Below are 24,787 nucleotides of genomic sequence, written 5' to 3'. Positions count from 1 at the left end.
AGGTTCAGGGATAGAAGACGGCGATGTGGTAGCCCGATGGTTTCAGGTCGTCCACGCGGAAGTTGATCTGGATCGGCTGTGCGGCGCCGGCTGCCACGCCGTTCGCAACCGGTGTTCCGGGCGCGAGGTAGTCAAGCGGCGGAAACACGCGCCGCACCAGCGGCTTGCCATTGCCATCGATCAGGGTCAGTTCGAGGGCCGGCCAGGCCTGCGCGGTGCCGGCGCCGTTGCGCAGTTCGGTCGTGAACGAATAGCTGCCGCCGCCCAGGGTGGTCAGTTCGCCCGTTTCGATGGCGAGCTTGTCGACCTGCGCCGGCAGTTCGACGCGGCAGCCCAGCAGCGCGCAGCTCGAGACCAGCAGCGGTTTCATCGCGGGAAAACGGGCGGCGAGGTCGTTGCGGAAGGTCAGCGCGCCCTGGGTCATCAGCACGAACAGCAGCGCGATCGAACCGGCCAGCATCGCGATCCTGCGCGTGCGCCCGGTCTGCTCCTGGTGGCGGCTGCGCTTGACGAATTCCGGCTCGTCGATCTCGGCCGCGCGCAGTTTCGGTTGCGCCGCGATTTTCGTCATGGTGAGCTTGGAGCGGCGCGCAGCGGCTTTTTCCGCGAGCTTGGCGGCGGGAGTGCGCATCGGCGGCGGCAAGGGCGCCACGCCCGGCGTGACCACGCTGGCGGCCGATTCGCGCGTCAGCAGCGGCGGCGCGTCGTCAGCGCGCTGCACCGGAGCCGGCGGCGTCGTGCTCGCAGCCGGCTCCGGTGCAGGCTCGGGTTCATCGTCGAGTGCCAGGTCGAATTCAGGCTCGTAGCCGGGCAAGGGGACGGCGACCAGCTCTTCGTCCACGGGCAGGTGGAAGGCGGGCTCAAAGCGTGCGCTGCCGTCCGTGACCGTGTCCGTTGCCGCTTGCGTTGCCACGCTGTCCGCATCGAGGGCCAGCGCTTCTTCCTGCGGGCGCGACCAGGGCTGGAGCAGCGCCAGTGGGTCGACGTCGTCAGCCACGGCTGGAGGCGCTTCATCCTCGTCGGGCGCGGCCGCCTTCGGCAGGATGCCGAGTGGATCGAAGGTATGGTCGAAGTCGAGGGTATAGACCGGCTGGTCGTCGAAATCCGGCGTGGCGGGCAAAGCTTGCGCGTCAGGCAAGTCAGGCGAGTCAGGCGCGTCGGTGTCGGCACCATCGTCGGTGTCGACGATGGTGAAGGCCGGCTCGTCGTCGGCAGGCGCTGGGTCGACCGCGGGTGCGGAGCTGAGCTCTGCCGCAGCCGGTTCGGGCGCCGGCGCCGGCAGCTTGTCGAGATCGACGAGCGTTGCGCTGCCGTCGAAGATTTCCTGGCAGGCGCCGCAGCGCACGATGCCCCCGCGCAGCTTGAGTTGGTCCGAGGCGACCCGGAACATCGTGCCGCAATGCGGGCATTGTGTGGCCAGCGCCATGCCTGGACTCCTGTTAGGGGGCGGTAGAGGAGCGCGCGGCCGGTTCGCTATCCTGGCCGAGCGTGCCGTGGAGGGCAACCCAGCCGTCTTGCTCGGCCCAGACGCCCAGCTTGATGAACGATGCGTAAGCGGCGGCCACTTCCTCGGCCTGGCGCGCCAGCACGCCCGACAGCACCAGCGAACCGCCTGGCGCCACGCGGCCGGACAACATCGGCGCCATCAGCTTCAATGGGCTCGACAGGATGTTGGCCACGACGATATCGAACTTGCCTGTCGCATGGCTTTCGTTGGCCGATGCAGCCAGTTCGTTCGGACCATAAAAGGTGATGTCGCAGGCATTGCGCGCGGCGTTGTCGCGCGCCGATTCGATCGCCTGCGGGTCGATGTCGACGCCGGTGACATCCAAGGCGCCGAGCTTCTTGGCGACCATCGCCAGGATGCCGGAACCGCAACCGTAGTCCAGTACCGACTTGCCCGGCGCCGGATGGGCCTCCAGCCACTCCATGCACAGGCGCGTGGTCGGATGGCTGCCGGTGCCGAAAGCCAGGCCCGGATCGAGTTCGAGGATCAGGCCGGTCGGATCGGGTGCTTCGTGCCAGCTCGGCACGACCCAGATGTTCTTGCCGATGTGGATGGGCGCAAATTGCGACTGGGTCAGGCGCACCCAGTCGGCGTCGGCCACGTCGCGCGTGGTGAAGCTGGGTACTTCGGCCAGGCCGATGGCGGCCGCGGCCTCGGAGACGATGACCATCTGGTCATCGTCGACATCGGTCAATGCCACCACGCGGCTGTGGTCCCAGGCGTTTTGCGTCGGCTCCATGCCCGGCTCGCCGAACAGCGGCTTTTCCTGGTCCGTGCCTTCATCGGCGTCTTCGACCGAGACCGACAGCGCGCCCGCTTCCATCAAGGCGTCCGACAGGCCTTCGGCGTGTTCGCGTGCGATTTCGATGACGACTTCTGTCCAGCTCATGCGTCTGCCTTGTTTTCCGGTGCCACGACCACTTTCGTGTCGGGGCGGTTGGCCAGCTTTTGCTCGAGGTAGTGGATGTTGGTGCCGCCTTCGATGAAACGGGCGTCGACCATCAGCTCGCGGTGCAGCTGGATGTTGGTCAGGATACCTTCCACCACCATTTCGGAGAGCGCAATCTGCATGCGGCGGATGGCCTGGTCACGCGTTGCACCGTAGGAAATTACCTTGCCAATCATCGAGTCGTAATGAGGTGGAACATAATATCCCGCATACGAGTGCGAATCGACACGGATGCCGGGGCCGCCCGGCGGGTGCCAGCCGGTGATGCGGCCAGGGGAGGGCGTGAACTTGAACGGGTCTTCCGCATTGATGCGGCATTCGATCGCGTGGCCGGCCAGCATGATGTCGCGCTGCTTGAAGCGCAGCTTCTCGCCGGCGGCGATGCGGATCTGTTCCTGCACGATGTCGATGCCGGTGATCATTTCGGTGACCGGATGCTCGACCTGCACGCGCGTATTCATCTCGATGAAATAGAACTCGCCGTTTTCATACAGGAACTCGAAGGTGCCGGCGCCGCGGTAGCCGATCTTGCGGCAAGCCTCGGCGCAGCGGTCGCCGATCTTTTCGATCAGTTTGCGCGGGATGCCCGGCGCCGGTGCTTCCTCGATCACCTTCTGGTGGCGGCGCTGCATCGAGCAGTCGCGCTCGCCCAGCCAGACGGCGTTGCGGTGTTCGTCGGCGAGGATCTGGATTTCCACGTGGCGCGGATTTTCCAGGTACTTCTCCATATAGACTTCCGGATTGCCGAAGGCGGAACCGGCTTCGGTCTTGGTCATCTGCACGGCATTGAGCAGGGCCGCTTCGGTATGCACCACGCGCATGCCGCGTCCGCCGCCGCCGCCGGCCGCCTTGATGATGACCGGATAGCCGACCTTGCGGGCGGTCTGGATGATTTCTTTCGGATCGTCCGTGAGGGCGCCTTCGGAACCCGGCACGCAGGGCACGCCGCTACGGATCATGGCCTGCTTGGCCGAGACCTTGTCGCCCATCAAGCGGATCGAATCGGAACGCGGGCCGATGAAGACGAAGCCCGATTTTTCCACGCGCTCGGCGAAGTCGGCGTTTTCCGACAGGAAGCCGTAGCCCGGGTGAATGGCTTCGGCATCGGTCACTTCGGCGGCGCTGATGATCGCCGGCATGTTCAGGTAGCTCAGCGAGGACTGCGCCGGCCCGATACAGACGGACTCGTCGGCCAGCTTCACATACTTGGCGTCCTTGTCGGCTTCCGAGTGCACGACCACCGTCTTGATACCCATTTCGCGGCAGGCGCGCTGGATACGCAGCGCGATTTCACCACGATTGGCGATAAGAATTTTTTCAAACATGGTTAGGCTTGTTCTGTGAGAGTGCCGGCGTCGTGCGCCGGCTTGGGTTCGGATCAAGGCCGCGAAGGGCGCGACCGGAGACGCTACTTAGCCGATCACGAACAGCGGCTGGCCGAACTCGACCGGTTGACCATTTTCCACCATGATCTTGGTCACGACGCCAGACACTTCAGCATCGATTTCGTTCAGGAGCTTCATCGCCTCGATGATGCAGAGGGTGTCGCCTTCCTTGATGCTGGTACCGACTTCAACGAACGCGGCGGCGCCCGGAGCGGACGAACGGTAGAAGGTGCCGACCATCGGCGACTTGATCACGTGGCCAGTCGGCTCGGCCGGAACGACGGGGGCCGCCGCTGCCGGCGCAGCCGCTGGCGCCTGTTGCGCCGAGAACTGCTGCATGCCGTTCGACGGCATCATGACCATCTGGCCTTGGGGCGTAGCGGACGACTTGACGATGCGAACCTTGCTTTCGCCTTCGGTCACTTCGAGTTCGGCGATGTCCGATTCGGCGACCAGGTCAATCAAAGTCTTGAGTTTACGTAGATCCATGTGAAACCCCTTGGAATTATTGTGTGGAGATTAAAACAGCGGAGCCCGGGAGAGGGCTCCGCTGCGCATGATGCATGAAGTTGACGTAGATTAAAGCTATTTAAGCACGAAGTCGATGGCAAACCGGTATCCGTCAACGCCCAGCCCGCTAATCGTGCCGCGGGCAATGGCCGACAGGAAAGAATGGTGACGGAAGGCTTCGCGCCCGTAAATATTCGAGATATGTACTTCAATAAACGGGATCGCCACCGCGGCCAGCGCATCGCGTAGCGCCACGCTGGTGTGGGTCAGTCCGCCCGGGTTGATGACGATCCCATCGATGCCTTCCTCGCAAGCGGCATGGATGCGGTCGATCAGCGCACCTTCGTGGTTACTCTGGAAACAAGCAATTGAACTGCCTGCCGCCGCAGCCTGGGCCTGGGCGGCAGTTTCGATGTCGGCCAGCGTGGTCGCGCCATACACCGCAGGCTCTCGGGTCCCCAGCAGGTTCAGATTGGGACCGTTAAGCAGCAGTAGCTTTTTCGCCATTAGTTTCTAGAGTATATGCTCGAAAGTGACGCATTTTGCCGCCAACATCGCTTATTGGCAAGCGATAAAATTCTCTGGGGATAACACGGACATGCGCGGCGCTCGGAAAAGAACGACCGTTCGCACCCGCCTTTTCGCCTTACAGGCTTGCCAAATCGGCCTTCAGTTCGTCGAATTTCAGCTTGCCGAGGTAAGTCTTTTTGACTTGCCCGTTGGCATCGATCAGTACCGTGAAGGGCAGGCCGCCACTCGGGTTGCCGAACTCGCGCGACAGTTCGGTGCCGCCCATGCCGCCCACGTACAGCGGGTACTTGATGTTGTGCTTGGTGGCAAACTCGGCCATCGCAGTTGGCGAGTCGATGCCGACCCCGACCACGTTGAAGCGCTTGCCAGCCTCCTCATTCGCCAGCGCCGACAATTCCGGCATTTCCTGCACACAAGGGCCGCACCAGGTCGCCCAGAAATTTACCAGGAGCGCCTTGCCCTTCCACTGGGCCAGCGCCTGCGGCTTGCCGGACAGGTCGTTCAGGGTTTGCGCATATAGATTAGTGGAAGCGGTGTGGGCAGGCCCTCCGGTCGGCTTGATTTCGGTGGTCAGCGGCGCCGCCTCCCGTGTTTTGCTGCCGAATACGGCGCCAAGCGCGCCAAAAACTACAGCCACCATCGCGATGGCAATTACTCTTTTCTTGTTCATTCGTCTTGTTCCAGGGATTGATCGGTAGCCATCAGGGCGCGCAGGCCGGCAGCATCGACGCGCTGCAGGCGGCCGTCGCCCCGTGGTTTGAGTGCGCCGCGTAAATCATGAAACTCGTACAACTCGGCATGCACCGCTTCCTTATGCCACAGGAAGCTCACCGTTTCAACCGGCTCATGGCGTGCGCCCTTGAAATGCGGGGTTTCCGAAATATCGATGGTGACATTGCGGTTGAGGAGGAAGATCTCGACTTCCTTGGCGCTGTCGGCGAACAATTGCAGATGGATGTCGTCGTGCTCGCCGGCAGTGCCGTTGAGCACGGCGCCAGTGAGGTAGGGATTGAACTCGGCCAGCGCATCCATGACTTCCAGCGCCCTGGTGCGCAGCACCTGTACGCGCTCGACTTGCGCGGGGCCGCCGAACAAGGCCTGGTAGCGGCGCAGTTCGTCCTCGATCTCGCCGTTGTCGGGCATCAGGTTGGGCTGGGGCTGGTCCACGCCGAGCACCTGGCGCGCCGCTTTCCTGCGCGCCGTGGCGTAGTCGGCGCCGTCCTGCGCGATCATCCGCGCGGCAGTTGCGGCGATCTGGGCGCGCAACTGCTGAAGGTCAAGATTCTGTGTTGGCATCATGACCTCGATCATACTCTGAACTAAAAACGGCATGGCGTCGGGTAGAATCGCGTATTCGCAACCTTCTTCTCGATCATGCACATTCACATCCTCGGCATTTGCGGCACCTTCATGGGCGGCCTCGCGGTCCTGGCAAAAGAAGCCGGCCACCGGGTGACCGGTTGCGACGCCAACGTCTATCCCCCGATGAGCACCCAGCTCGAAGCCCAGGGCATCGAACTGATCCAGGGCTACGGGCCGGAACAGGTGTCGCTGGAGCCCGACCTGTACGTCGTCGGTAACGTCATGACCCGCGGCAATCCGCTGATCGAGGAAATCCTGAACCGCGGCTTGCCATATATGTCCGGCCCGCAGTGGATTGGCGAACATATTCTGCGCGAAAAATGGGTACTGGCCGTGGCCGGCACGCATGGCAAGACCACGACCTCGTCGATGCTGGCCTGGATCCTGGAAGACGCCGGCTATGCGCCCGGCTTCCTGATCGGCGGCGTACCGATGAACTTCGGTATTTCGGCGCGCCTGTCGGGCGCCACCGATTCCGACTTCTTCGTCATCGAAGCGGACGAATACGACACCGCCTTCTTCGACAAGCGTTCCAAGTTCGTGCACTACCACGCCAAGACGGCCGTGCTGAACAACCTGGAATTCGACCACGCCGACATCTTCCCGGACATCGGCGCCATCGAGACCCAGTTCCACCACCTGGTGCGCACCGTGCCGGGCGTGGGCCGGCTGATCGTCAACGGCGACGAAGCGTCCATCAGCCGCGTCCTCAAGCGCGGCTGCTGGAGCGAGAAGGAAAGCTTCGGCGTCTCCGACGGCGTCAACTGGGCCATGGTCGAGCATCCGGGCGGCGCCAGCTTCGACGTCATCTTCGACGGTGAACAGCAAGGCACCGTGCACTGGGAGCTGACCGGCAAGCACAACCGCACGAACGCGCTGGCCGCGATCGCCGCCGCGCGCCACGTCGGCGTGCCGGTGGCCCAGGCGATCGATTCGCTGGCGCGCTTCCAGAGCGTCAAGCGCCGCATGGAAGTGCGCGGCGTCGTCAACAACATCACCGTGTATGACGATTTCGCGCATCACCCGACCGCGATCTCCACCACCGTCGGCGGCCTGCGCCAGCGCATCGGCACCAATGGCCGCATCCTCGCCGTCCTCGAGCCGCGCTCGAACACGATGAAGCTGGGCGCCATGAAAGACGCGCTGCCGGGCAGCCTGAAGGATGCGGACCTGGTGTTCGGCTTCGGCAGCCAGCAGGCGCTGGGCTGGTCGCTGGCCGATGCCCTGAAACCGCTGGGCACGATCGCCCACAGCTTCGACCAGATCGACTACATGGTGCAGGCAATCATGCAAGCCGCCCAGCCGGGCGACCATATCCTCGTGATGAGCAATGGCGGCTTCGGCGGCGTGCACCAGAAGCTGCTCGAGGCGCTGGCGAAATGATTTTGTACTTGCACGGCTTCCGCTCGTCCCCGCGCTCGTTCAAGGCGCGCGTGGTGCACGAGCGGATGACGGCTGCCGGACGCGCCAACGACCTGATCTGCCCGCAGCTGCCAAGCTCGCCGAAAGCGGCGATGGAGCTGGCCCTGCTGCTGGCCGGGCGCCATGCGCCGGAAAACCTGGCGATCATCGGCTCCTCGCTGGGCGGCTTCTATGCGACCTGGCTGGCCGAGCGCCTGGGCGCGCGCGCCGTGCTGCTCAATCCGGCGGTCGACCCTTGCAGCAGCCTGGACAAGCACGTCGGCATCACCACCGGCTGGCACTCGGATGAACCCTTCGAATTCCGCCGCGACTACGTCGACGAGCTGGCCGCGCTGAAAGTGGCGCGCATTACGCGGCCCGAGCGTTATTTCCTGGTCGCCGCCACCGGCGACGAAGTCCTGGACTACCGCGACATGGTCGCCCACTACCCGGGCGCGCGCCAGCATGTGATCGACGGCAGCGACCACGCGATTTCCGAATTCCCGCAGTATGTGGACGAGGTACTGGCGTTTTGCCAGCCCCACGGCGAGTGGCTGAAAACGGCGCAGACAGGCATGGCAGGGTGAGGGGGCAGTCGCTGCGGCTGGCCAGATGGCACGGTCATGCCGACGCCGTCGGGGCCGATGCCTTGACGCGCGACTGGCTGGCGACGAAGGGATCGCTGACGGCGCGCCTGACCGGCAGCAGCGAGGTGTTTCGTGTAAAACGCCTGCACCAGAAGGTGGCGGTCTGTTCGCTCGAGGAAGCGGCCGCGATCGGCCTGCCGCGGCGCGAACATGTCTGGGAGCGCGAAGTATTGCTGTGTTGCGACGGCAGGCCGGTGGTCTTCGGCCACACCGTCGTGCCGATGTCGGCCACTGCCAGCGACTGGCCGCTGTTTTCCGCGCTGGGCGAACGTTCGCTCGGCACGACCCTGTTTTATGATCCGCTGGTCACGCGCGGAGCGCTGGAGTTTGCCCGGCTGCGTGCAGGCCACCCGCTGGTGGCGCGCCTGCGGGCCGCACTGGGCATTGGGTCGGGTGCCCGGCTGGACGGACAAATTTTCCATGCGCGGCGCTGTGTCTACCGCCGCCGACAAGGCCTGTTGATGGTCACCGAGGTATTCTTGCCGGCGGTGCTGGACCTTCCAGGCGCAACAATCAAGAACGCGAAATAAGATGAATCTATTTTTTGAAGAATCCGGCGACTTCAAGGTCGGCTCGATGATGTCCCAGGCTGGCGAGGCCTATCACGTTGAACTGTCGAGCGGCAAGCGCACCAAGGTCAAGACCAAGGACGTGCTCCTGCAGTTCGAAAAGCCTGCCCCGGACGTGCTGCTCGATGCCGCCAAATCCATCGCCGCCGAGGTCGACCTCGACTTCCTGTGGGAAGTGGCGGGCCAGGAGGAATTCGGCTTCGCCGAACTGGGCGCCGAATATTTTGGTCATGCACCGCTGCCGGCGGAAGCGGCGGGCCTGGTGCTGGCGCTGCACAATGCGCCGATCTATTTCTACAAGAAGGGTCGCGGACGCTACAAGGCCGCGCCCGAACAATCGCTGCGCGCCGCGCAAGCCGGCATCGAAAAGAAGAAGCAGCAGGCACTGGTGCAGGCCGCCTATGTCGAGCAACTCAAGGCCGGCACGCTGCCGGACACGATGCAGGCGATGGTCGCCCAGCTGCTGTTCAAGCCGGACAAGAACACCATTGAATACAAGGCCCTGGCCGCCGCCGCCGACGAACTCAAGACGACCGAGGCGCGCCTGATGCTGGCCGCCAAAGGCATCGCCTCGCCGCGCGACCTGCACATGGGGCGCTTCCTGTTCGAGCACTTCCCGCGCGGCGCCGGTTTCGGGCCGGTCGAGGTGCCGGCCGCGCCGACGGTGCTGCCGCTGGCGAACGTGGCCGCCTTCTCGATCGACGACGTGACCACCACCGAAATCGACGACGCCTTCTCGGTCGAGCAGCTGGAAGACGGCAAGGTGCGCGTCGGCATCCACATTGCCGCGCCGGGCCTGGCGATCAAGCCGGACGACGCCATCGACCGCATCGCGCGCAGCCGCATGTCGACCGTGTACATGCCCGGCGATAAAATCACGATGCTGCCGGACGCCGTGGTGAACGCCTTCACGCTGGCTGAGGGCACGACCTGCCCGGCGCTGTCGCTGTACGCGACGATCGACACGCGCGACTGGTCGACCATCTCGACCACCACCCGCGCCGAGCTGGTGCCGATCAAGAGCAACCTGCGTCACAACGACCTCGACGCGCTGGTGAACGAGGAAACCCTTGAAAGCGGCGAAGGCGAGTATCCGCACAAGGCGGAACTGGCGCTGCTGTGGAAGTGGGCCCTCACGCTCGAAGCGGGGCGCATGCAAAAGCGCGAAGCCTTTGGCCTGAAACCCGAGCAGGGCAACCGCGTCGACTTCAATTTCTATGTCGACGACGACGTGGTCTCGATCGTGCGCAGAAAACGCGGCGCGCCGCTCGACAAGATCGTCGCCGAGCTGATGATTTTTGCGAACAGCACCTGGGGCAAACTCCTGCACGACTCGGGCGTGCCCGGCATCTACCGCTCGCAAGGCGCCGGCAGCGGCGCCGGCTGGGCTGCCAAGATGCAGGTGCGGATGGTCACGCACGCCGCCCCGCACCAGGGCCTCGGTGTCGACCAGTACGCCTGGAGCACTTCGCCGCTGCGCCGCTATACGGACCTGGTCAACCAGTGGCAGATCATCGCCTGCGCCGAACATGGCGTGACCGCGCCCCTGGTGGCCCCGTTCAAGCCGCGCGACGCGACCCTGTTCTCGATCGTCTCGGCATTCGACGCCGCCTACGCGGCCTATAACGAACACCAGCAGACGATGGAACGCTACTGGTGCCTGCGCTGGCTGGGCCAGGAAGACGCCAGGCAGGTCGAGGCCGTGGTGCTGAAGGACGACGTGCTGCGCCTGAACGACGTGCCGCTGGTGATCCGCCTGTCCGGCATGCCGCCGGTGGCGCGCGGCGCGCAAGTCAAACTCGACATCGTGCGCTGGGACGAAGTCGACCTGTCGCTGGAAGCGCGTTTGCTGGAAGTGGCGGCGGCGCCGGGCGAGGAGCTGGGGTTCGAGGAAGAAGAAGAGGGTGCTGGGGGCGATGCTGGCGAAGCAGCGGTGGAAGAGGTCGTCGAAGCCGAAGGCGCCGTGGCGGCGGTGAGTACCGATGACCCGGCCCCGGCAAGTTCGTAGCTGTGCGTAGGTGGGCCGGGAGGCGAACCGCTCTTGAGCCCACGCAGTACGGCGGTTGCAACAATGTCACCCGGTTACATCTCGCAGCCAAAGAACGCGCCTGTACAGCGTGGTGACGAGTACCAACCTTACCGATCGCCAACTGCATCGCACTAGACCATGGCGGATGCCGGTACGATGGCGCCGTCGACCAGCGCTACGACACGGTGCGCGGAGCGAATTGTTTCAGGGCGGTGCGCTACGATGATCCTGGTAACCTTCATGCACGCTACCCCAGCGTTCACCTGGCGTTCAAGCGCGATATCAAGGCTACTCGTCGCCTCGTCGAGTATCAGCACTTTCGGGCGCTTGTACAACGCTCGTGCCAGTAAGAGGCGTTGTTTCTGGCCTCCAGACAGCGCCGTCCCCATGTCGCCAACCAGGGTGTTGTAGCACATTGGCATCGTCTCGATGTCAGCATGAATTGCGGCTAGCTTCGCGCATAGCTCGACATTCCGGATATTCGGTGCATTATCGAAAAAGCTGATGTTGTCTCGCAGTGAGCCGGCCAGCAACTGGTCGTCCTGCATCACCGTACCTAAGACCGAGCGGTAGGCGCGGGTCCCAAGCTGGCGTATGGGTACGCCGCCATAGCGCACCTCGCCTTCGCTCGGGGTCAATCCGCCGAGGATGATTTTGATTAGCGTGGTTTTGCCTCCGCCTGATCCTCCCACCAGGGCCAGCGACTCGCCAGGCTCAATCGTCAGATTCACTTGGCGAAGCACCCAGGGAGAGTTGTCGCTGTAGCGGAAGCTCACGTCGATTAGTTCGATACGCGGCGGCAGGTCGGCGATCCCAGCGTAGTCTGGCCCCTCTGGCTCAGGCGACTCAAGCACGATGTCGGCCAGCCGCTCGCAGTGCAGGGAAAGCATGCGGAACTCAATTAAGTTGTCGATCAAAGCACGCATTCGTGCCCCGAACTGCGCACTGTAGGACGCGAACGCCACCAGCATTCCGATCGTGAATGCCCCTTTGCCGTCCATGACCATTCCAGCGCCGATCCGGAACAGGACCACGCCGGCAATGCCACTCACAACTAAATTCATGTTGCCGAATATGAGGTTTAACTTTTGCGTACGAATCGCGCGGTTGACAGCTTCAACTGAAAGGTTCTGCCACCGCATGCGGCGGTCGAGCTCGCGCCCCGACAACTTAATTGCCTGTATCGCCCGCACGGACTCCATGAAGCAGCTCTGCTCCTTTGCAGCGAGCATCATTCCTTCCAGGCTCGCCACACGTAACATACTGTACGAACCGGCCCGCAGCGCCGCGTACGCGAGCACTGCCGTAACCACCACGGCCGTCATCGCCTTACTGTAGGTCAGCATCAGCATGAGAGTAGCCACCGCCATGATTCCGTCAAGAATGCCGGCGATAAAGCCGCTAGTGAGCTTTTGCTGAATGGCCCCGGCCGCACCAAAGCGCGACACGATGTCGCCCAAGTGCCGCGTCTCGAACCAAGGCATTGGTAGACGGAGCATGTGGGAAAATATGTTCGCATTCCACTGCAGCCCCATGTGCGTGGACAGGTACATTAACGACCATCCCCGCCCTTGTGACAGCGCTGCTTGCGTCACCATCAGAAGCAGTGAGGCGATTGCGAATACGTTGAGCATGTCGCGATCGCCGGACGTAAGTGCCTCATCAGTGATCCACTGGTTCAGCAGCGGCATCAGCACTCCGACAATTTCTAGTGCGAAGGCAAGCACGAATATCCTGGCCAACATCGGCCCGAGGCCACGAACGGTGCCGATCAGCGTGCCGAGCCGAATGCGCCGGCGTAGGTCTACCTCAGCGAAGTCCGGGCCCGGCACCAGCTCCAGTGCAATACCGGAAAATAGTGGGCCAACCCCAGAATACGGTAGCCTGCATACGCCGACAGCCGGGTCGTGAATCAAGATCCCTTTGGCGTCCGCTTTGACCAGGACGACGAAGTGGTCCATCTGCCAGTGCAAGATGCACGGCGTTTGCAGCTTCCGGAGTTCATCAACTTCAAGCTTGAACGGACGCGCGAGCAGCTGCAGTTGTTCTGCCGAACGAGCGATGTCGTGCATCGTCAGCCCCTTGAGCGAAAGAGTGAACCGCTGGCGTAGCGCTGTCAGGTCAGTCCGAAAGCCACGATACGATGCAACCATTGCGAGACAGGCAAGGCCGCATTCAGCTGCCTCGGACTGGAGAATAACCGGCACCTTACGCCGGCCGAATTCAAGTGGTAGGTCGAGCATTGGGCACCCGGCAGTAAAAAGAAGAAAGACCCGCCCATAGCGAGGGCGGGCGACACTCGGATTACTTGGGTATAAAGCGAGCGTTGTCGGGTGCACGGTGGGTCCACAGGTACCACAACGTGCCTGGCACGCCGACGAAAACAATCACGAGCAAGAATGGCAGGGGTAACTCGCCGGTGATTATCCAGACTGCGCCCAGGGAAAGAACCAAGCCAATCACGACACCGACCGCCCCCCAGAGCATTAGCAGCGAAGCCGCTTTCGGTGTCTTAGCCATTGTTGAACAGCTCATCGATGGCCTTTGCAATGTCCTTTATGCCCTCGATAGCGCCGTCGATTCCCTTGCCGATCGCCTTGCGCCACTCGTCTGGCATGTTGTTATTGATGGCCGTCCCTACCATATAGCCAGCATAGCCAGCGGCGACTATGCCGCCGACCGCTGCGCTGCCAACAGTTATCGCGACTGCAGGACCAGAAACCGCAGCGAGCCCCGCAAGGCTGCCGCCGCTAAGACCGAGCGCAGCATTTGCGCCGAGACCGGCGCCGACGCCAGCCCCGATTGTCATTGCTTCGGTCACGTTAGGCCCCCCGCCAGCTACAAGAACAAGTTGATTCATATCCAAGCTACGCATCATGCACTCCTTGGTTAGAACACCGAAAAAATGCCGCCGCAGTTACTGCGTGCGGCCCTTGACGGCGGCGATCAAGGGGTCAATCAACCACTCGATCAGGCGCCGGCGATCTTGTAGGATGTCTGCTTCTAACGGCATCCCATCCGTGAACGGCTTCTCTTTTCCATACAGGGTGGCGGACTGCCGGGACAGCCGTACAGTCACTCTATACTGCACGCCCGCATCGCTACTAGCGGTCGGGCTGCGATCAATGTGCTTGACTACCCCGAACACCGGGCCAAATTTTTGATAGGGCAGGCCTTCCAAACGCATGCGCACCTGCTGGCCCTGCTCGACAAACGCGATTGCGCGCGCAGGGATCATTAGACGTGCCTCCAATACGCTTCCAGTCGGAAGGATGGTCACCAACGCGCTTCCAGCGTTGACGGTCTGTCCAGTGTCGGGCGCGAGGGCGGTCACAGTGCCAGCGATCGGCGCCTTGACCCGAATGCGTGTGCGGCCGGCGTGTTCCGCCGCTTCCTGCCGCAGCCCTGCAACGTCCTGCCGGGCGAGGCTGGCGATCTGCTTGAGCTTCACCTTGATGCTACGTGACTCGTCTATGGCAGCGACCCACTGACGTTCGATCATTAGCAGGTTGCTCGCGAATTCTTCGCGCCTCGCCAACTGAGCGCTTAGCTCTGCCGAAACATCGCTCATGGACGCAGCTGACACGAAGCCTTGCTTGGCCAAACCGCGGTAGCGTCGTTCTTTATCCCGTGCATTCTGGACCAGTTGGCCCTGCTGAACGAGCGCGCGCCGCCTTGATGCCACCTCGGCTTCGAGGGAGCCATGCTGCTGCGCCAGCATAGCTTCGCGCTGCTGCAACTCGTCGACCTGCAATTGGCCTGTCTGCTCACGCTCGCGCAGCCGCGTTGCCAGAAGGCCCCCGATCTCGCCGTCCAGGGAACCAGCGCTGCCATCACGCTCCGCGCTAAGCTCTAGTAGAGGTTGGCCAGCGTCAACGCGTTGATCGTCCCTCACGAAGAGGCGAACCACACGTACAAACTGCGGCGCCACCACGCGAACGCTTCCGGCCGTAGGGGCGAGGGTTCCGGTTACGCGGACCTTGCGCGTGTACTCGGCGAAGGTCAGCAAAAGGGCGGTAGCAAGTGCGATTGCCGCCGCGATCCAGACAGCAACCCGTAGCGGCACGGGCTGAGCGAGAACAATCGCGCCGATTGAGTGCGTGCCATGCGCATCAAGTGCTTGCTGGCGGAACAGAGCGCTATCGGGTTGCGTAGTCATGGTTGGCTATCAGAGCATTGGACCGGCCCCACGCTTGTCGCGGCGGCACGAGTGGCCGATTAAGAGAACTTAGCCCACGCAGCAGGGCCGGACCGACTGATTCGATTCGCTGCCGGTCCGGTCGCCCACTAACAGGCCGGGAGCGACATGGCGATGCGGTAGGGCGAAGCCGCTAAGGACGCCGACCCGACGTCGCGTGGTCTGAGGCCAGCTAGCTTAGTTTGGTCGCACGTTACAGAGGTCGTTTGTGGATACTCAACCGTTCCACTGACGTAGCACTAAGGCGAAAAACATCGCATTTTTCGCGAGAAAATGAATTTAGGAGATCGAAGTGCTGATCTTTAACGACGCGAAGGAGTAGCTTACCGATATCGGAAGAGTACCGGGCGGCCTGCCATTCGCTGGTGGCGCCAGTCCGCAGCGCGGCGATGTGCCCCCGTGAGGCGTACCATCGACTGTGCGCCCGCGGCTTTGCAGCATCGATGCGCTTGAGTAGCTGCCCGATTTCCCCGTTCAGCCAATTTGCAAAAACATCGACGTTGTACAGCTTGATTGAAACGATCGTCAACACCAAGGTGTTCAACATTGAACACCGTTGCCGCAGCGCCACCACGCTTCCATTGACGGCCCGCTGGGCCATTTCGCACGGTAGAATGCTTGGATTCCCAGATTCAACTCTTCCAAGTCGCCCGCGTGAAGTATTCCCGACAAAACCGCCCCCTGATGATCGCTCTGGCCGCTTCGGTCGCGGCGCATGCGGTGCTGCTCGCCGTGCGCTTTGCCGCGCCCGACGCCTTCAAGCTCGAGCCGGCCGACCCCGGCCTGGAAGTCATCCTCGTCAACGCCCGCCACAGCAAGGCGCCGATCAAGGCGGACGCACTGGCCCAGGCCAACCTGGAAGGCGGCGGCACGCTCGATGCGGGCCGCTCGAAGTCACCCTTGCCCGACTTGCGCAAGATCGACAACGGCGACAGCATCAAGGCCCTGCAAAAGCGCATCGTCGAACTCGAGCAGCTGCAGCAGAACGTGCTGACCAAGGTGCAGAAGTCGAGCTTCAGCGCGGCCCCGGTTACCGACAAGGACAAGCCGGATCCGACCCGCACCGGCGAGGACGAAGTCGACACCACGCGCCAGATCGCGCGCATGACGGCAGAGATCACCCAGACCATCGAAGACCAGAACAAGCGCCCCAAGCGCACCCATATTTCGCCCAGCACGCGCCAGGTCGGCTACGCCCTGTATTACAAGGCCATGCAAAAGCAGGTGGAGGAAGTCGGTACGCTGAACTTCCCTCAGCAGAACGGTAAAAAACTCTACGGCGAACTGGTGGTGTCGATTCCGGTCTTCCAGGACGGCTCGCTGTACCAGAAAGAGGGCGGCCCGCGCATCGAGCGTTCGTCGGGCAACGCCGCGCTCGACAAGGCGGCGCTTGCCATCGTGCGCCGCGCCGCGCCCTTCGGCGCCTTCCCGCAAAACATGCGCAGCGTCGGCAAGGACGACCTCTGGATCGTGATCACCCGCTTCACGTTTACCCGCGAGGAAAAGCTCAAAGCGCAGTTGCAGGAGCAGTCATGAACGTAGATGGCGGTGTCGACCGGTATTGCGTGATCGGCAACCCGATCGCCCACAGCAAGTCGCCCGAGATCCACCCGGTGTTCGCGGCCCGGACCGGCCAGCGGATCAGCTATGTGCGCTGCCTGGCGCCCCTCGACGGCTTTGCCGCCACCGTGCATGAGCTGGTGGCCCAGGGGTACAAGGGCGCCAACGTCACGGTGCCCTTCAAGATCGAGGCTGCCAGGGTGGCCACCCGCCTGACCGAGCGCGCGCGGGCTGCGGGCGCCGTGAATACGCTCAGCTTCATCGATGGCGAGATCGTCGGCGACAATACGGACGGTCCCGGCCTGGTGGCCGATATCGTGCGCAATGCCGGCGTGGCGCTGGCCGGCAAACGCATCCTGCTGCTGGGGGCAGGAGGCGCCGCGCGCGGCATCATGCTGCCGTTTATCACGGAGCGTCCGGCATCGATCCTGGTGGCCAACCGCACCGTGGCCACGGCGGCGGCGCTGGTGGACAATTTCAGCGGTCAGGATGTCGAACTCGCGGCCTGCGGCTTCGGCGACATCGCCGGCCCCTACGACATCGTCGTCAACGCCACCTCGAGCAGCCTCGCGGCCGAGCTGCCGCCGGTGCCGGCAACCGCTTTCGCTGCGGGCACGCTGGCAGTGGATATCATGTACGGCGATGCCCCGTCTCCTTTCCTGCGCTTTGCCGCGGCCCACGGCGCCGTCACCCGCGACGGCCTCGGCATGCTGGTCGAACAGGCGGCCGAGGCCTTCGCCGTCTGGCGCGGCCTGCGGCCCGCCACCTCCGAAGTCTTCAACCTGATGCGGGTAAAAAAATAACAATGGCGAAAAAGAGCACTACAAAAGGCGGCAGCTCGGGCCGGCGCTGGATCAAGTGGATCTTCCTCGGGCCGATCCTCGCCTTCATCCTGATCCAGCTGTATTTCTTCATCCAGGTCTGCTGGTTCGTGTACTTCAACCCGAGTTCGACCAGTTTCATGCGCCAGCAGCTGTCGGAACTGCGCGACAAGAACCCGAAGGCCGAACTGAAGCACCAGTGGGTGCCCTACGACCGGATCTCCGCCAACCTGAAACGCGCCGTGGTCGCCTCCGAGGACGCCAACTTCGCCGATCACCCGGGGATCGACGTCGATGCGCTCGAACGCGCCTGGGAACGCAACAATCGCAGGGCCAAGGTCGTCGGCGGCGGCTCGACGATCACCCAGCAGCTGGCCAAGAACCTGTTCCTGTCCGGCTCGCGCAGCTATCTGCGCAAGGGGCAGGAGATGATCATCGCCTTCATGCTCGAGTCGGTGATGAGCAAGCGCCGCATCCTCGAGGTCTATCTCAACGTGGTCGAGTTCGGCCGCGGCGTGTTCGGCGCCGAAGCGGCGGCGCGCTATTATTTCCGTACCCCGGCGGCGACCCTGGCGCCCTCGCAGGCCGCGCGCCTGGCGGTGATGCTGCCCAATCCGCGCTATTACGACCGTAACCGCAGCACCCGCTACCTCGTCAAACGCACCGGCCTGATCCAGCGCCGCATGCGCGCCGTCGATTTGCCTGAATAATTAGCACGCTGCCCGGCAAAACCGTCTTGCGGGGGTGGCCGGGCAGGGGCCTAACGGGTACACTTGCGACAGTTTTGATTCCGGCCGAGAAAAGCGCATGATCAACGTATTTGTCCTACAAAATGGCCGACTGAACCAGGTGCCGATCACTTCGCGTGCGGATCTGGAGAACGCCACGCCTGTCTGGGTCGACCTGACCGACCCGGAGGAGGACGAGCGCGCGTGGGTCAAGGCGATTTATGGCGTCACCTTGCCGGGCGAAGACGAAGTGTCGGACATCGAAGCCTCGGCCCGTTACTACGAAGCCGAAAACGGCGACCTGCACCTGCGTACCGATTTCCTGCTCGAGGAAGAAGACGGTCCGTCGCGCGTGATCACGGTCGCTTTCATCCTGTCGGGCAAGCGCCTGTTCTCGGTGCACTCGGACGACCTGCCGGTGTTTCGCCTGGTGCGCATGCGCGCCCGCTCGCGGCCCGGGTCGATCGCCGACTACATGGACGTGCTGCTCGACCTGTACGCGACCGACGCCGAATATTCGGCCGACGCGCTCGAGGGCATCTACGAAAGCCTGGAAGAAGTCAGCACCCGCGTGCTGCAAAAGGAATTCACCGACCAGGATGCGGCCGACGCGCTGAATGCGATCGCGCACGAGGAAGACTTGAACGGGCGCATCCGCCGCAACATGATGGACACGCGGCGCGCGGTCAGCTTCCTGATGCGCGGGCGCTTGCTGAACTCGGAACAGTTCGAGGAAGCGCGCCAGATCCTGCGCGACATCGAATCGCTCGACGGCCACACCTCTTTCTTGTTCGACAAGGTGAACTTCCTGATGGACGCCACGGTCGGCTTCATCAACATCAACCAGAACAAGGTCATCAAGATCTTCTCGGTGGGCTCGATGGTGTTCCTGCCGCCGACCATGATCGCCAGTATCTATGGCATGAATTTCCAGAAGTGGTTCCCGGAGCTGAACTGGACTTACGGCTACCCGTTCGCGCTCGGGCTGATGGTGGCCAGCGCGATTGCGCCGCTGTGGTACTTCCGCAAACGCGGCTGGCTGAAACTGGCGTAAAACTCAATTCGCCGCAACGCCGTCGACCGGCTCGCGAAACCCTTCCCCGCCATCCTCGCAGCGCATGCGGCTGAGCACCTTGCCGCGGCGCGAGACGATGACCCCGTCCTCGAAGGCGGGCGTCGCCCCATCCTCGCCACGCCCGATCCTGCTGTAGACCGTATAGGTGTAATTCCCGCGCTGGAAGGCGACGGTTGTTTCGCCGCCGCCGATCAGCGGCATGGACTTCACGGTGAATGCGGCGCGTGCCTGGCGGCCCGGCTCGGGATAGCTCAGTTCGAGCGCGTCAGGCTTGCCGAAGCGATAGCTCAGCATGCCCCGGTCGCCGGGTGGGCGGCACAGCGACACCAGCTTGCTGCCGACATGGCAGGCGAACACGACCGGCTCGTTGGCCGCGCACAGCGACTGCGGCAGTGATGGCGCGGACACGGACGCGGCAAGCGCGCACGGCGCAGCCAGGCTGCACAGGACGGCGATGGCCACACTAGATACCCAGGGCTTTCTTGATGCGTGCAAGGCGCGCTCCACGGTCGTTCAGTCCGTTCAGGCCGCCGTTGACGGCACGGGTGACCCCTTCGAGGTCGTCGAGATCGGCAAGCGCATTGACTGTACGCGCATCCCAGTAATAAAAAGCCGATTCGATCGCATATTTGAGTTCGCTCAGGAGCAGGTCGGGTTGCGCGACAAAATCGCGCGGGTCGTTGCTGTTGCGGGCGTTATGCGCTTCGGTAAAGGCGGCGTAGTTGGCCTTGCCGGTGAGCTGCACCAGGCCGCGCCCGCGGTAGCGGTAGCCGTCGCCGGAGGCTTCGTCGCCATTGCCGAGCCGGTTGGCATAGACGTAGGCCAGCAGGCGCTGCGGGTTGCCGGCATAGGTGGCCGGCTCCAGCCAGAGCTTGGGGCGCAAGCGCGCCGGCTGCCCGTCCGGACCGAGCCGGCAATCATCGGCCGCGCGGTCGTAGGCGGCGGGGCCGCCGCGGCAGCCGAAGATTTCATGCATGCGCGGGACTGAATAACTGCCGTTTTCTTCGCTCGCGCGAAAGCTGCTTTCATGCCCGATCTGCGCCAGGAAATGCGCGAGGCGCAGGGGCGTGTCGACGTCGTAACGGCGCGCGTAGTCGTTCAGGGCCTCGACCATGGCGGCGTAATGGCTGTCGGGATTGGCGCTGTCGGCCGCCTGCAGCAGCGCCACCGTGATGGTGACGCCACCGGCCTGGGGCAGTGGCTGTTGCGAGCGCGGCACCCGCGAACGGGGCGCGCCGGGAGGGGATCGTCGTAGTCGTGCCATGGTCGAGTCCAACCGGAGTTGTACCATCATGGCATAAATCGGCCTGCGCTCGACGCCGCTGCCGCGCTCGGCATGCGGCAGTTTTGTGCTGGCTTAAGCGATGCGGGCGAAGACTTTCCTGGCCGCTTCAATCGTCGCGTCGATGATCGCATCATCGTGCGCTGCGGATACGAAACCTGCCTCGAACATGGCCGGAGCGAAATACACGCCCTCGTCCAGCATGCCGTGGAAGAAGGCGTTGAAGCGTGTCTTGTCGCCTGCCATCATCTGGCCGTAGGTCGCCGGGGCCTGCTCGCTGAAATAAAAGCCGAACATGCCGCCGACCGCATCGCCGCTGAAGGCAATGCCCGCTTCTTTTGCCGCCGCGACCAGGCCCGCGACCAGTTTTTCGCCCTGGGCGCCGAGATGCTCGTAGAAGCCCGGCTCCTGCACCAGTTTCAGGGTGGTCATGCCGGCCGCGACCGCGACCGGGTTGCCCGACAGGGTACCGGCCTGGTAGACCGGGCCGATCGGCGCCATTTTCTGCATCAGTTCGGCTTTGCCGCCAAAGGCTGCCACCGGCAGGCCGCCGCCGATGACCTTGCCCAGTGCGGTCAGGTCCGGGACGATGCCGTAGAGCTCCTGGGCGCCGCCGAGGGCAACGCGAAAGCCCGACATCACCTCGTCGAAAATCAGGACAGCGCCATGCTGCGTGCATAACTCGCGCATGCGGGTCAGGAATTCGGGCGTGGCGCGAATCAGGTTCATGTTGCCGGCGACCGGCTCGACGATGACGCAGGCGATGGTGTCGCCCATCGAAGCGAAGGCGTCTTCCAGCTGGGGCACGTTGTTGTAGTCGAGGACCAGGGTGTGCTTGACGAAGTCTTCGGGCACGCCGGCCGAGGTCGGATTGCCGAAGGTGAGCAGGCCGGAGCCGGCTTTCACCAGCAGCGAATCGGCGTGGCCGTGGTAGCAGCCTTCGAACTTGACGATCTTGTCGCGACCGGTCGCGCCGCGTGCCAGGCGCAGCGCGCTCATGGTCGCTTCGGTGCCGGACGAGACCAGGCGCACCTGCTCGATCGAGGGCACCAGCTTGCACAACGCTTCGGCCATCTCGATTTCGCCTTCGGTCGGCGCGCCGAAGGAAAGGCCGTTGGCGGCCGCGTCCTGCACCGCCTTGATCACCTTCGGATGGGCGTGGCCGACGATGGCCGGGCCCCAGGAACCGATGTAGTCGATGTAGCGCTTGCCGTCGGCGTCCCAGAAATACGGTCCCTCGGCGCGGGTGATGAAGCGCGGCGTGCCGCCGACCGAGCGGAAGGCGCGCACCGGCGAATTGACGCCGCCGGGCGTGGTCAACTGGGCGCGGGCGAAGAGGGTGTCGTTACGGGAGCTGTTTTCGGTGGTCATCGGGATTGCTTTCTTGTTACCGGCTCGATGGAGGCAGGTATTTGTAAAAACGGTTGGGCACGAGTTTGCCCATGCCAAAGCGCTGGGCATGGAGCAGGGCGCCGTAAGTAAATTCCTGGGCCGCGCGCAGGGCTTCGGCCGCATCCATGCCGCGCGCCATGCAGGCGGCAATCGCCCCCGACAGCGTGCAGCCGGCGCCGACGAAGTGACCGGGCAGGTGCTGCCAATCGATCGTGGTCATGCCGCCGTCGCGGTCGAACAGGGTATTGGCGCGCTTGTGGCCGCTGCCGGCGCTGCCGGTAATAAGTACGTATTGGCAGCCGCGCGCGGTCAGTTCGGCGACGTCGCTTGCCAGGCTCGCCTGGCTGCCGGATTCGCTGCCGGCTTCAATGCCGACTTCGCGCCAGAGTTCGGCCATGCGGCCCAGTTCCGATTGCGACAGCTGCAGTATCGTGGCCTGGGGCGCGAGGATCTGGCGGATCGAGGCGACGATGTCTTCGTCGGACATGCCGGAGTCGGGCAGGGCGGACAGGAAAGGGTCGACGATCAGCGGCACGTCGGCATAGTCGGAGACGATTTCGGCGATCGCCGCGGCCTGCTCGATGCTGGCGATCGCGCCGATCTTGACGGCGGCGATCGGCATGTCCTCCAGCACCAGCCTGGCCTGTTCGGCCATGACGCCGGTATCGACTTCCTGCCATTCCTCGACGCGCGTGCTGTCCGCCACCAGCAAGGCCGTCGTGACCGACAGCGCATGGCAGCCATGCACGGCAAAGGTGGCGATATCGGCCTGGATGCCGAGTGCACCGACCGGGTCGGACACACCAAATGTGAGAATGAGTGGAGACGGTTGGTTTTGCACGGCGGGTAGATTAAGATGCCTGATTTCCCCATTTTACTAGATCGAAGGAACCAAACGTGAGTAATGAAACGACCGCAACCGCCTACCAGACCTGGATGTGCCTGATCTGCGGATGGGTCTACGACGAAGAAGCGGGTGCGCCGGAGGACGGCATCGCCCCGGGGACGCGCTGGGCCGACGTGCCGATGAACTGGACTTGCCCGGAATGCGGCGCGAGAAAAGACGACTTCGAGATGACGACGATCTGAGGGAACCTCGATAAACCTACTGCGCGTCGAATTGTGGCGGGGGCGCCTAGCCCTGCGTCGCCAAGGCGATAGCTCACTGTACTGTCGTACAGCTCCGCGCCTCGGCCAGCACTTCTTCCGCTCGCTACGGTTTCTCGAGGTCCCGTTGAGTACCTAGTAAGCAAAACAACATCGAGTTCGTTGCTGATCACGCAATTCCGTTATCAGAATCACCCTCGCTCTTGCCCTAATTTCTACCCCTTCCGACAAGCTTTCCTCCCGCTCGTTTGCGCCTAGTTGATACTAAGCAACACTTCCCGCACAAGCCGATCTCGCTATGCTATCTTGGAGGTTCATGCCGAAGTGAAACTAAAATGACGACATCGCAGCAAGCAAGCGACCCGAGCGGCCTGACCGTCATGGTGGTCGACGACAGCAACACGATCCGCCGCTCCGCCGAAATCTTCCTGAGCGCGGCAGGCTACCGCGTGGTGCTGGCCGAAGATGGCTTCGACGCCCTGGCCAAGATCAACGACCACCATCCCGCACTGGTGTTCTGCGACATCCTGATGCCGCGCCTGGACGGTTACCAGACCTGCGCCCTGATCAAGAAGAGCGCGCGCTTCCATGCGACGCCGGTGGTCATGCTGTCCTCGAAGGATGGCCTGTTCGACCGCGCGCGCGGCGCGATGGTCGGCTCCAGCGCCTATCTCACCAAGCCGTTTTCAAAAGACACCCTGCTGGCGGCCGTCCGCGAGCACACGGGCGTCCAGGCCTGACCCGACTCTGTCGCCATTACTGCATTCACCGCTGCATCCACCGAATTACGGAGCCCCCGTGGCCATACACAAGATCCTGATCGTCGACGATTCGCCGACCGAACGCTACTACCTGACCGACATCCTGGTGAAGAACGGCTTTTCCGTCTCCACCGCCGAGAATGGCGAAGACGCGCTCGTAAAGATGCGCGCCGAACGTCCGGAACTGATCCTGATGGACGTCGTCATGCCGGGTGCGAATGGCTTCCAGGTGACCCGTTCGATCGCGCGCGACCCCGAACTGGCGGCGGTCCCGGTCATCATCTGCAGCAGCAAGAACCAGGAAACCGACCGTATCTGGGGCATGCGCCAGGGCGCCAAGGATTATTTCGTCAAGCCGGTCGACCCGGCGCTGCTGCTGGCGCGCATTGCCGCGCTCGACGCCGCATGAATGCCCCCATGACCGCCCCCGTTATCGAGTCGGACCTGGCGCCCGGCGGCGCCTCCCAGGCGGCGCGCCGCACCCGCCTGCGCGACTACCAGGCCCAGCTCCTGGAGCGCATGCAGGCCGCGCAGAACGGCGCTCCCGAGGCCGGCCACCAGCTCGGCGTCATGATCGGCGGGGAGCGCTACCTGCTGGAACTGACCGAAGCCGGCGAGATCGTTCCGCTGGCGGGCCTGGCCGGCGTGCCGCTGACCCAGCCCTGGTACCTGGGCCTGGCCAACGTGCGCGGCAGCCTGCTCGGCGTGATCGACCTGGCGCGCTATTTCGACGGCGACGCCAGCGCGGCCGGACCCGAAGCGCGGCTGGTGTCGCTGGCGCCGCGCCTCGGTTTCAACTGCGCGCTGCTCGTGACCCGCGTCTACGGCCTGCGCCGCGCCGGCGCCATGGCGCACGAGGGCGAGCGCATGCGCGACCTCGATGGCAACGCCTGGACGCCGCTGTCGCTGGCGGCGCTGGTGCGGGAAGAACGCTTCCTGCATGTCGCACTCGATCCAAACAACTAAAAAAACT

The 24,787-nt window shown here is 63.6% G+C and carries 27 protein-coding genes; 12 read left to right on the top strand and 15 right to left on the bottom strand.

All coding sequences use genetic code 11. The features are described 5' to 3' along the window. Window positions 1-4 precede the first annotated feature (4 nt). From AC56KZ_RS09170 to AC56KZ_RS09140, 7 genes are all read right to left on the bottom strand, one after another. Window positions 5-1,426 carry a zinc-ribbon and DUF3426 domain-containing protein gene (locus tag AC56KZ_RS09170; RefSeq protein WP_497161840.1) on the bottom strand — a complete coding sequence of 474 codons (1,422 nt, stop codon included), beginning with the start codon at window positions 1,424-1,426 and terminating at the stop codon, window positions 5-7. 13 nt (window positions 1,427-1,439) lie between these two features. Then, a complete protein-coding gene (prmA, locus tag AC56KZ_RS09165) occupies window positions 1,440-2,396 on the bottom strand; it encodes a 50S ribosomal protein L11 methyltransferase (RefSeq protein WP_497161839.1) in 957 nt (318 codons plus the stop codon). Continuing rightward, window positions 2,393-3,781, bottom strand: a complete 1,389-nt coding sequence (gene accC, locus AC56KZ_RS09160; RefSeq protein WP_497161838.1) for an acetyl-CoA carboxylase biotin carboxylase subunit — start codon at window positions 3,779-3,781, stop codon at window positions 2,393-2,395. Before accC ends, prmA begins: the two co-directional genes overlap by 4 nt. Before the next feature lie 87 nt (window positions 3,782-3,868). After that, window positions 3,869-4,330: an acetyl-CoA carboxylase biotin carboxyl carrier protein gene (accB, locus tag AC56KZ_RS09155; protein WP_497161837.1), complete on the bottom strand. Its 462-nt coding sequence runs from the start codon at window positions 4,328-4,330 to the stop codon at window positions 3,869-3,871. Between the two features lie 96 nt (window positions 4,331-4,426). After that, a complete protein-coding gene (gene aroQ, locus AC56KZ_RS09150) occupies window positions 4,427-4,858 on the bottom strand; it encodes a type II 3-dehydroquinate dehydratase (RefSeq protein ID WP_497161836.1) in 432 nt (143 codons plus the stop codon). 139 nt (window positions 4,859-4,997) lie between these two features. Then, entirely contained in the window at window positions 4,998-5,552 is a 555-nt protein-coding gene (locus AC56KZ_RS09145) for a TlpA family protein disulfide reductase (RefSeq protein ID WP_497161835.1), read from the bottom strand. Beyond that, a complete protein-coding gene (locus tag AC56KZ_RS09140; RefSeq protein ID WP_497161834.1) occupies window positions 5,549-6,181 on the bottom strand; it encodes a hypothetical protein in 633 nt (210 codons plus the stop codon). The genes AC56KZ_RS09145 and AC56KZ_RS09140 overlap by 4 nt, the downstream gene beginning before the upstream one ends. A gap of 75 nt (window positions 6,182-6,256) precedes the next feature. Between AC56KZ_RS09140 and mpl the strand changes: the two genes are divergently transcribed. The 4 genes from mpl to AC56KZ_RS09120 are packed head-to-tail and all read left to right on the top strand — an operon-like array spanning window position 6,257 to window position 10,869. Then, window positions 6,257-7,627: a UDP-N-acetylmuramate:L-alanyl-gamma-D-glutamyl-meso-diaminopimelate ligase gene (gene mpl, locus AC56KZ_RS09135; RefSeq protein WP_497161833.1), complete on the top strand. Its 1,371-nt coding sequence runs from the start codon at window positions 6,257-6,259 to the stop codon at window positions 7,625-7,627. Further along, window positions 7,624-8,232, top strand: a complete 609-nt coding sequence (locus tag AC56KZ_RS09130) for a YqiA/YcfP family alpha/beta fold hydrolase (RefSeq protein WP_497161832.1) — start codon at window positions 7,624-7,626, stop codon at window positions 8,230-8,232. The genes mpl and AC56KZ_RS09130 overlap by 4 nt, the downstream gene beginning before the upstream one ends. Continuing rightward, window positions 8,229-8,822: a chorismate--pyruvate lyase family protein gene (locus AC56KZ_RS09125; RefSeq protein WP_497161831.1), complete on the top strand. Its 594-nt coding sequence runs from the start codon at window positions 8,229-8,231 to the stop codon at window positions 8,820-8,822. Before AC56KZ_RS09130 ends, AC56KZ_RS09125 begins: the two co-directional genes overlap by 4 nt. Before the next feature lies 1 nt (window position 8,823). Next, window positions 8,824-10,869 carry a ribonuclease catalytic domain-containing protein gene (locus tag AC56KZ_RS09120; protein WP_497161830.1) on the top strand — a complete coding sequence of 682 codons (2,046 nt, stop codon included), beginning with the start codon at window positions 8,824-8,826 and terminating at the stop codon, window positions 10,867-10,869. A 152-nt stretch (window positions 10,870-11,021) separates the two neighbouring features. Here AC56KZ_RS09120 and AC56KZ_RS09115 read toward each other — a convergent pair whose 3' ends face one another. From AC56KZ_RS09115 to AC56KZ_RS09100, 4 genes are all read right to left on the bottom strand, one after another. Continuing rightward, window positions 11,022-13,133: a peptidase domain-containing ABC transporter gene (locus AC56KZ_RS09115; protein WP_497161829.1), complete on the bottom strand. Its 2,112-nt coding sequence runs from the start codon at window positions 13,131-13,133 to the stop codon at window positions 11,022-11,024. Between the two features lie 269 nt (window positions 13,134-13,402). After that, window positions 13,403-13,768 (bottom strand): hypothetical protein, encoded by a 366-nt coding sequence (locus AC56KZ_RS09110; protein WP_497161828.1) that lies wholly within the window; start codon window positions 13,766-13,768, stop codon window positions 13,403-13,405. A 39-nt stretch (window positions 13,769-13,807) separates the two neighbouring features. Next, on the bottom strand, window positions 13,808-15,049 hold the full coding sequence (locus AC56KZ_RS09105) for a beta-barrel domain-containing protein (protein ID WP_497161827.1): 1,242 nt from the start codon (window positions 15,047-15,049) through the stop codon (window positions 13,808-13,810). A gap of 232 nt (window positions 15,050-15,281) precedes the next feature. Next, complete coding sequence (locus AC56KZ_RS09100; RefSeq protein WP_497161826.1) at window positions 15,282-15,635, bottom strand: hypothetical protein; 354 nt, start codon at window positions 15,633-15,635, stop codon at window positions 15,282-15,284. A gap of 137 nt (window positions 15,636-15,772) precedes the next feature. On the opposite strand from AC56KZ_RS09100, the gene AC56KZ_RS09095 reads away from it, so the two are divergent. The 4 genes from AC56KZ_RS09095 (at window position 15,773) to corA (ending at window position 19,251) form a co-directional block, all read left to right on the top strand. Continuing rightward, window positions 15,773-16,624, top strand: a complete 852-nt coding sequence (locus AC56KZ_RS09095; protein ID WP_497161825.1) for an energy transducer TonB family protein — start codon at window positions 15,773-15,775, stop codon at window positions 16,622-16,624. Further along, window positions 16,621-17,451 carry a shikimate dehydrogenase gene (gene aroE / locus AC56KZ_RS09090; RefSeq protein WP_497161824.1) on the top strand — a complete coding sequence of 277 codons (831 nt, stop codon included), beginning with the start codon at window positions 16,621-16,623 and terminating at the stop codon, window positions 17,449-17,451. Before AC56KZ_RS09095 ends, aroE begins: the two co-directional genes overlap by 4 nt. A 2-nt stretch (window positions 17,452-17,453) precedes the next feature. Further along, entirely contained in the window at window positions 17,454-18,179 is a 726-nt protein-coding gene (gene mtgA, locus AC56KZ_RS09085) for a monofunctional biosynthetic peptidoglycan transglycosylase (RefSeq protein WP_497161823.1), read from the top strand. A gap of 97 nt (window positions 18,180-18,276) precedes the next feature. Further along, window positions 18,277-19,251 carry a magnesium/cobalt transporter CorA gene (corA, locus tag AC56KZ_RS09080; RefSeq protein WP_497161822.1) on the top strand — a complete coding sequence of 325 codons (975 nt, stop codon included), beginning with the start codon at window positions 18,277-18,279 and terminating at the stop codon, window positions 19,249-19,251. A 3-nt stretch (window positions 19,252-19,254) separates the two neighbouring features. Here corA and AC56KZ_RS09075 read toward each other — a convergent pair whose 3' ends face one another. The 4 genes from AC56KZ_RS09075 to thiD form a co-directional block, all read right to left on the bottom strand. Continuing rightward, a complete protein-coding gene (locus AC56KZ_RS09075) occupies window positions 19,255-19,767 on the bottom strand; it encodes a hypothetical protein (RefSeq protein WP_497161821.1) in 513 nt (170 codons plus the stop codon). Further along, entirely contained in the window at window positions 19,736-20,536 is an 801-nt protein-coding gene (locus tag AC56KZ_RS09070; protein WP_497161820.1) for a glycoside hydrolase family 19 protein, read from the bottom strand. Before AC56KZ_RS09070 ends, AC56KZ_RS09075 begins: the two co-directional genes overlap by 32 nt. A gap of 93 nt (window positions 20,537-20,629) precedes the next feature. Further along, on the bottom strand, window positions 20,630-21,925 hold the full coding sequence (gene hemL, locus AC56KZ_RS09065; RefSeq protein WP_497161819.1) for a glutamate-1-semialdehyde 2,1-aminomutase: 1,296 nt from the start codon (window positions 21,923-21,925) through the stop codon (window positions 20,630-20,632). Window positions 21,926-21,941: 16 nt separating this feature from the next. Further along, window positions 21,942-22,748, bottom strand: a complete 807-nt coding sequence (gene thiD / locus AC56KZ_RS09060; protein ID WP_497161818.1) for a bifunctional hydroxymethylpyrimidine kinase/phosphomethylpyrimidine kinase — start codon at window positions 22,746-22,748, stop codon at window positions 21,942-21,944. Window positions 22,749-22,882: 134 nt separating this feature from the next. Here thiD and AC56KZ_RS09055 point away from each other — a divergent pair, with 134 nt between their 5' ends. From AC56KZ_RS09055 to AC56KZ_RS09040, 4 genes are all read left to right on the top strand, one after another. Further along, a complete protein-coding gene (locus AC56KZ_RS09055; RefSeq protein WP_497162131.1) occupies window positions 22,883-23,035 on the top strand; it encodes a rubredoxin in 153 nt (50 codons plus the stop codon). Between the two features lie 353 nt (window positions 23,036-23,388). Next, the gene (locus tag AC56KZ_RS09050) at window positions 23,389-23,793 is read left to right on the top strand and encodes a response regulator (RefSeq protein WP_497161817.1); all 405 of its coding nucleotides are present in this window, start codon (window positions 23,389-23,391) and stop codon (window positions 23,791-23,793) included. A gap of 58 nt (window positions 23,794-23,851) precedes the next feature. Further along, complete coding sequence (locus AC56KZ_RS09045; protein WP_497161816.1) at window positions 23,852-24,223, top strand: response regulator; 372 nt, start codon at window positions 23,852-23,854, stop codon at window positions 24,221-24,223. Window positions 24,224-24,231: 8 nt separating this feature from the next. Beyond that, window positions 24,232-24,780, top strand: coding sequence for a chemotaxis protein CheW (locus AC56KZ_RS09040; protein ID WP_497161815.1), 549 nt, complete (start codon window positions 24,232-24,234; stop codon window positions 24,778-24,780). Window positions 24,781-24,787: the final 7 nt, after the last annotated feature.

The organism is Telluria sp. LT2P34, assembly GCF_059685915.1.
Note: the sequence above shows the minus strand (reverse complement) of the source record. Positions and strands in the feature narration are given on the sequence as shown.

Excerpts from the sequence above, each read along its gene's own strand:
- AC56KZ_RS09170 (WP_497161840.1), bottom strand. The coding sequence starts at position 1,426 with ATGGCGCTGGCCACACAATGCCCGCATTGCGGCACGATGTTCCGGGTC.
- prmA (WP_497161839.1), bottom strand. The coding sequence starts at position 2,396 with ATGAGCTGGACAGAAGTCGTCATCGAAATCGCACGCGAACACGCCGAA.
- accC (WP_497161838.1), bottom strand. The coding sequence starts at position 3,781 with ATGTTTGAAAAAATTCTTATCGCCAATCGTGGTGAAATCGCGCTGCGT.
- accB (WP_497161837.1), bottom strand. The coding sequence starts at position 4,330 with ATGGATCTACGTAAACTCAAGACTTTGATTGACCTGGTCGCCGAATCG.
- aroQ (WP_497161836.1), bottom strand. The coding sequence starts at position 4,858 with ATGGCGAAAAAGCTACTGCTGCTTAACGGTCCCAATCTGAACCTGCTG.
- AC56KZ_RS09145 (WP_497161835.1), bottom strand. The coding sequence starts at position 5,552 with ATGAACAAGAAAAGAGTAATTGCCATCGCGATGGTGGCTGTAGTTTTT.
- AC56KZ_RS09140 (WP_497161834.1), bottom strand. The coding sequence starts at position 6,181 with ATGATGCCAACACAGAATCTTGACCTTCAGCAGTTGCGCGCCCAGATC.
- mpl (WP_497161833.1), top strand. The coding sequence starts at position 6,257 with ATGCACATTCACATCCTCGGCATTTGCGGCACCTTCATGGGCGGCCTC.
- AC56KZ_RS09130 (WP_497161832.1), top strand. The coding sequence starts at position 7,624 with ATGATTTTGTACTTGCACGGCTTCCGCTCGTCCCCGCGCTCGTTCAAG.
- AC56KZ_RS09120 (WP_497161830.1), top strand. The coding sequence starts at position 8,824 with ATGAATCTATTTTTTGAAGAATCCGGCGACTTCAAGGTCGGCTCGATG.
- AC56KZ_RS09115 (WP_497161829.1), bottom strand. The coding sequence starts at position 13,133 with ATGCTCGACCTACCACTTGAATTCGGCCGGCGTAAGGTGCCGGTTATT.
- AC56KZ_RS09110 (WP_497161828.1), bottom strand. The coding sequence starts at position 13,768 with ATGATGCGTAGCTTGGATATGAATCAACTTGTTCTTGTAGCTGGCGGG.
- AC56KZ_RS09105 (WP_497161827.1), bottom strand. The coding sequence starts at position 15,049 with ATGACTACGCAACCCGATAGCGCTCTGTTCCGCCAGCAAGCACTTGAT.
- AC56KZ_RS09100 (WP_497161826.1), bottom strand. The coding sequence starts at position 15,635 with ATGTTGAACACCTTGGTGTTGACGATCGTTTCAATCAAGCTGTACAAC.
- AC56KZ_RS09095 (WP_497161825.1), top strand. The coding sequence starts at position 15,773 with ATGATCGCTCTGGCCGCTTCGGTCGCGGCGCATGCGGTGCTGCTCGCC.
- aroE (WP_497161824.1), top strand. The coding sequence starts at position 16,621 with ATGAACGTAGATGGCGGTGTCGACCGGTATTGCGTGATCGGCAACCCG.
- mtgA (WP_497161823.1), top strand. The coding sequence starts at position 17,454 with ATGGCGAAAAAGAGCACTACAAAAGGCGGCAGCTCGGGCCGGCGCTGG.
- corA (WP_497161822.1), top strand. The coding sequence starts at position 18,277 with ATGATCAACGTATTTGTCCTACAAAATGGCCGACTGAACCAGGTGCCG.
- AC56KZ_RS09070 (WP_497161820.1), bottom strand. The coding sequence starts at position 20,536 with ATGGCACGACTACGACGATCCCCTCCCGGCGCGCCCCGTTCGCGGGTG.
- hemL (WP_497161819.1), bottom strand. The coding sequence starts at position 21,925 with ATGACCACCGAAAACAGCTCCCGTAACGACACCCTCTTCGCCCGCGCC.
- AC56KZ_RS09055 (WP_497162131.1), top strand. The coding sequence starts at position 22,883 with ATGTGCCTGATCTGCGGATGGGTCTACGACGAAGAAGCGGGTGCGCCG.
- AC56KZ_RS09050 (WP_497161817.1), top strand. The coding sequence starts at position 23,389 with ATGACGACATCGCAGCAAGCAAGCGACCCGAGCGGCCTGACCGTCATG.
- AC56KZ_RS09040 (WP_497161815.1), top strand. The coding sequence starts at position 24,232 with ATGACCGCCCCCGTTATCGAGTCGGACCTGGCGCCCGGCGGCGCCTCC.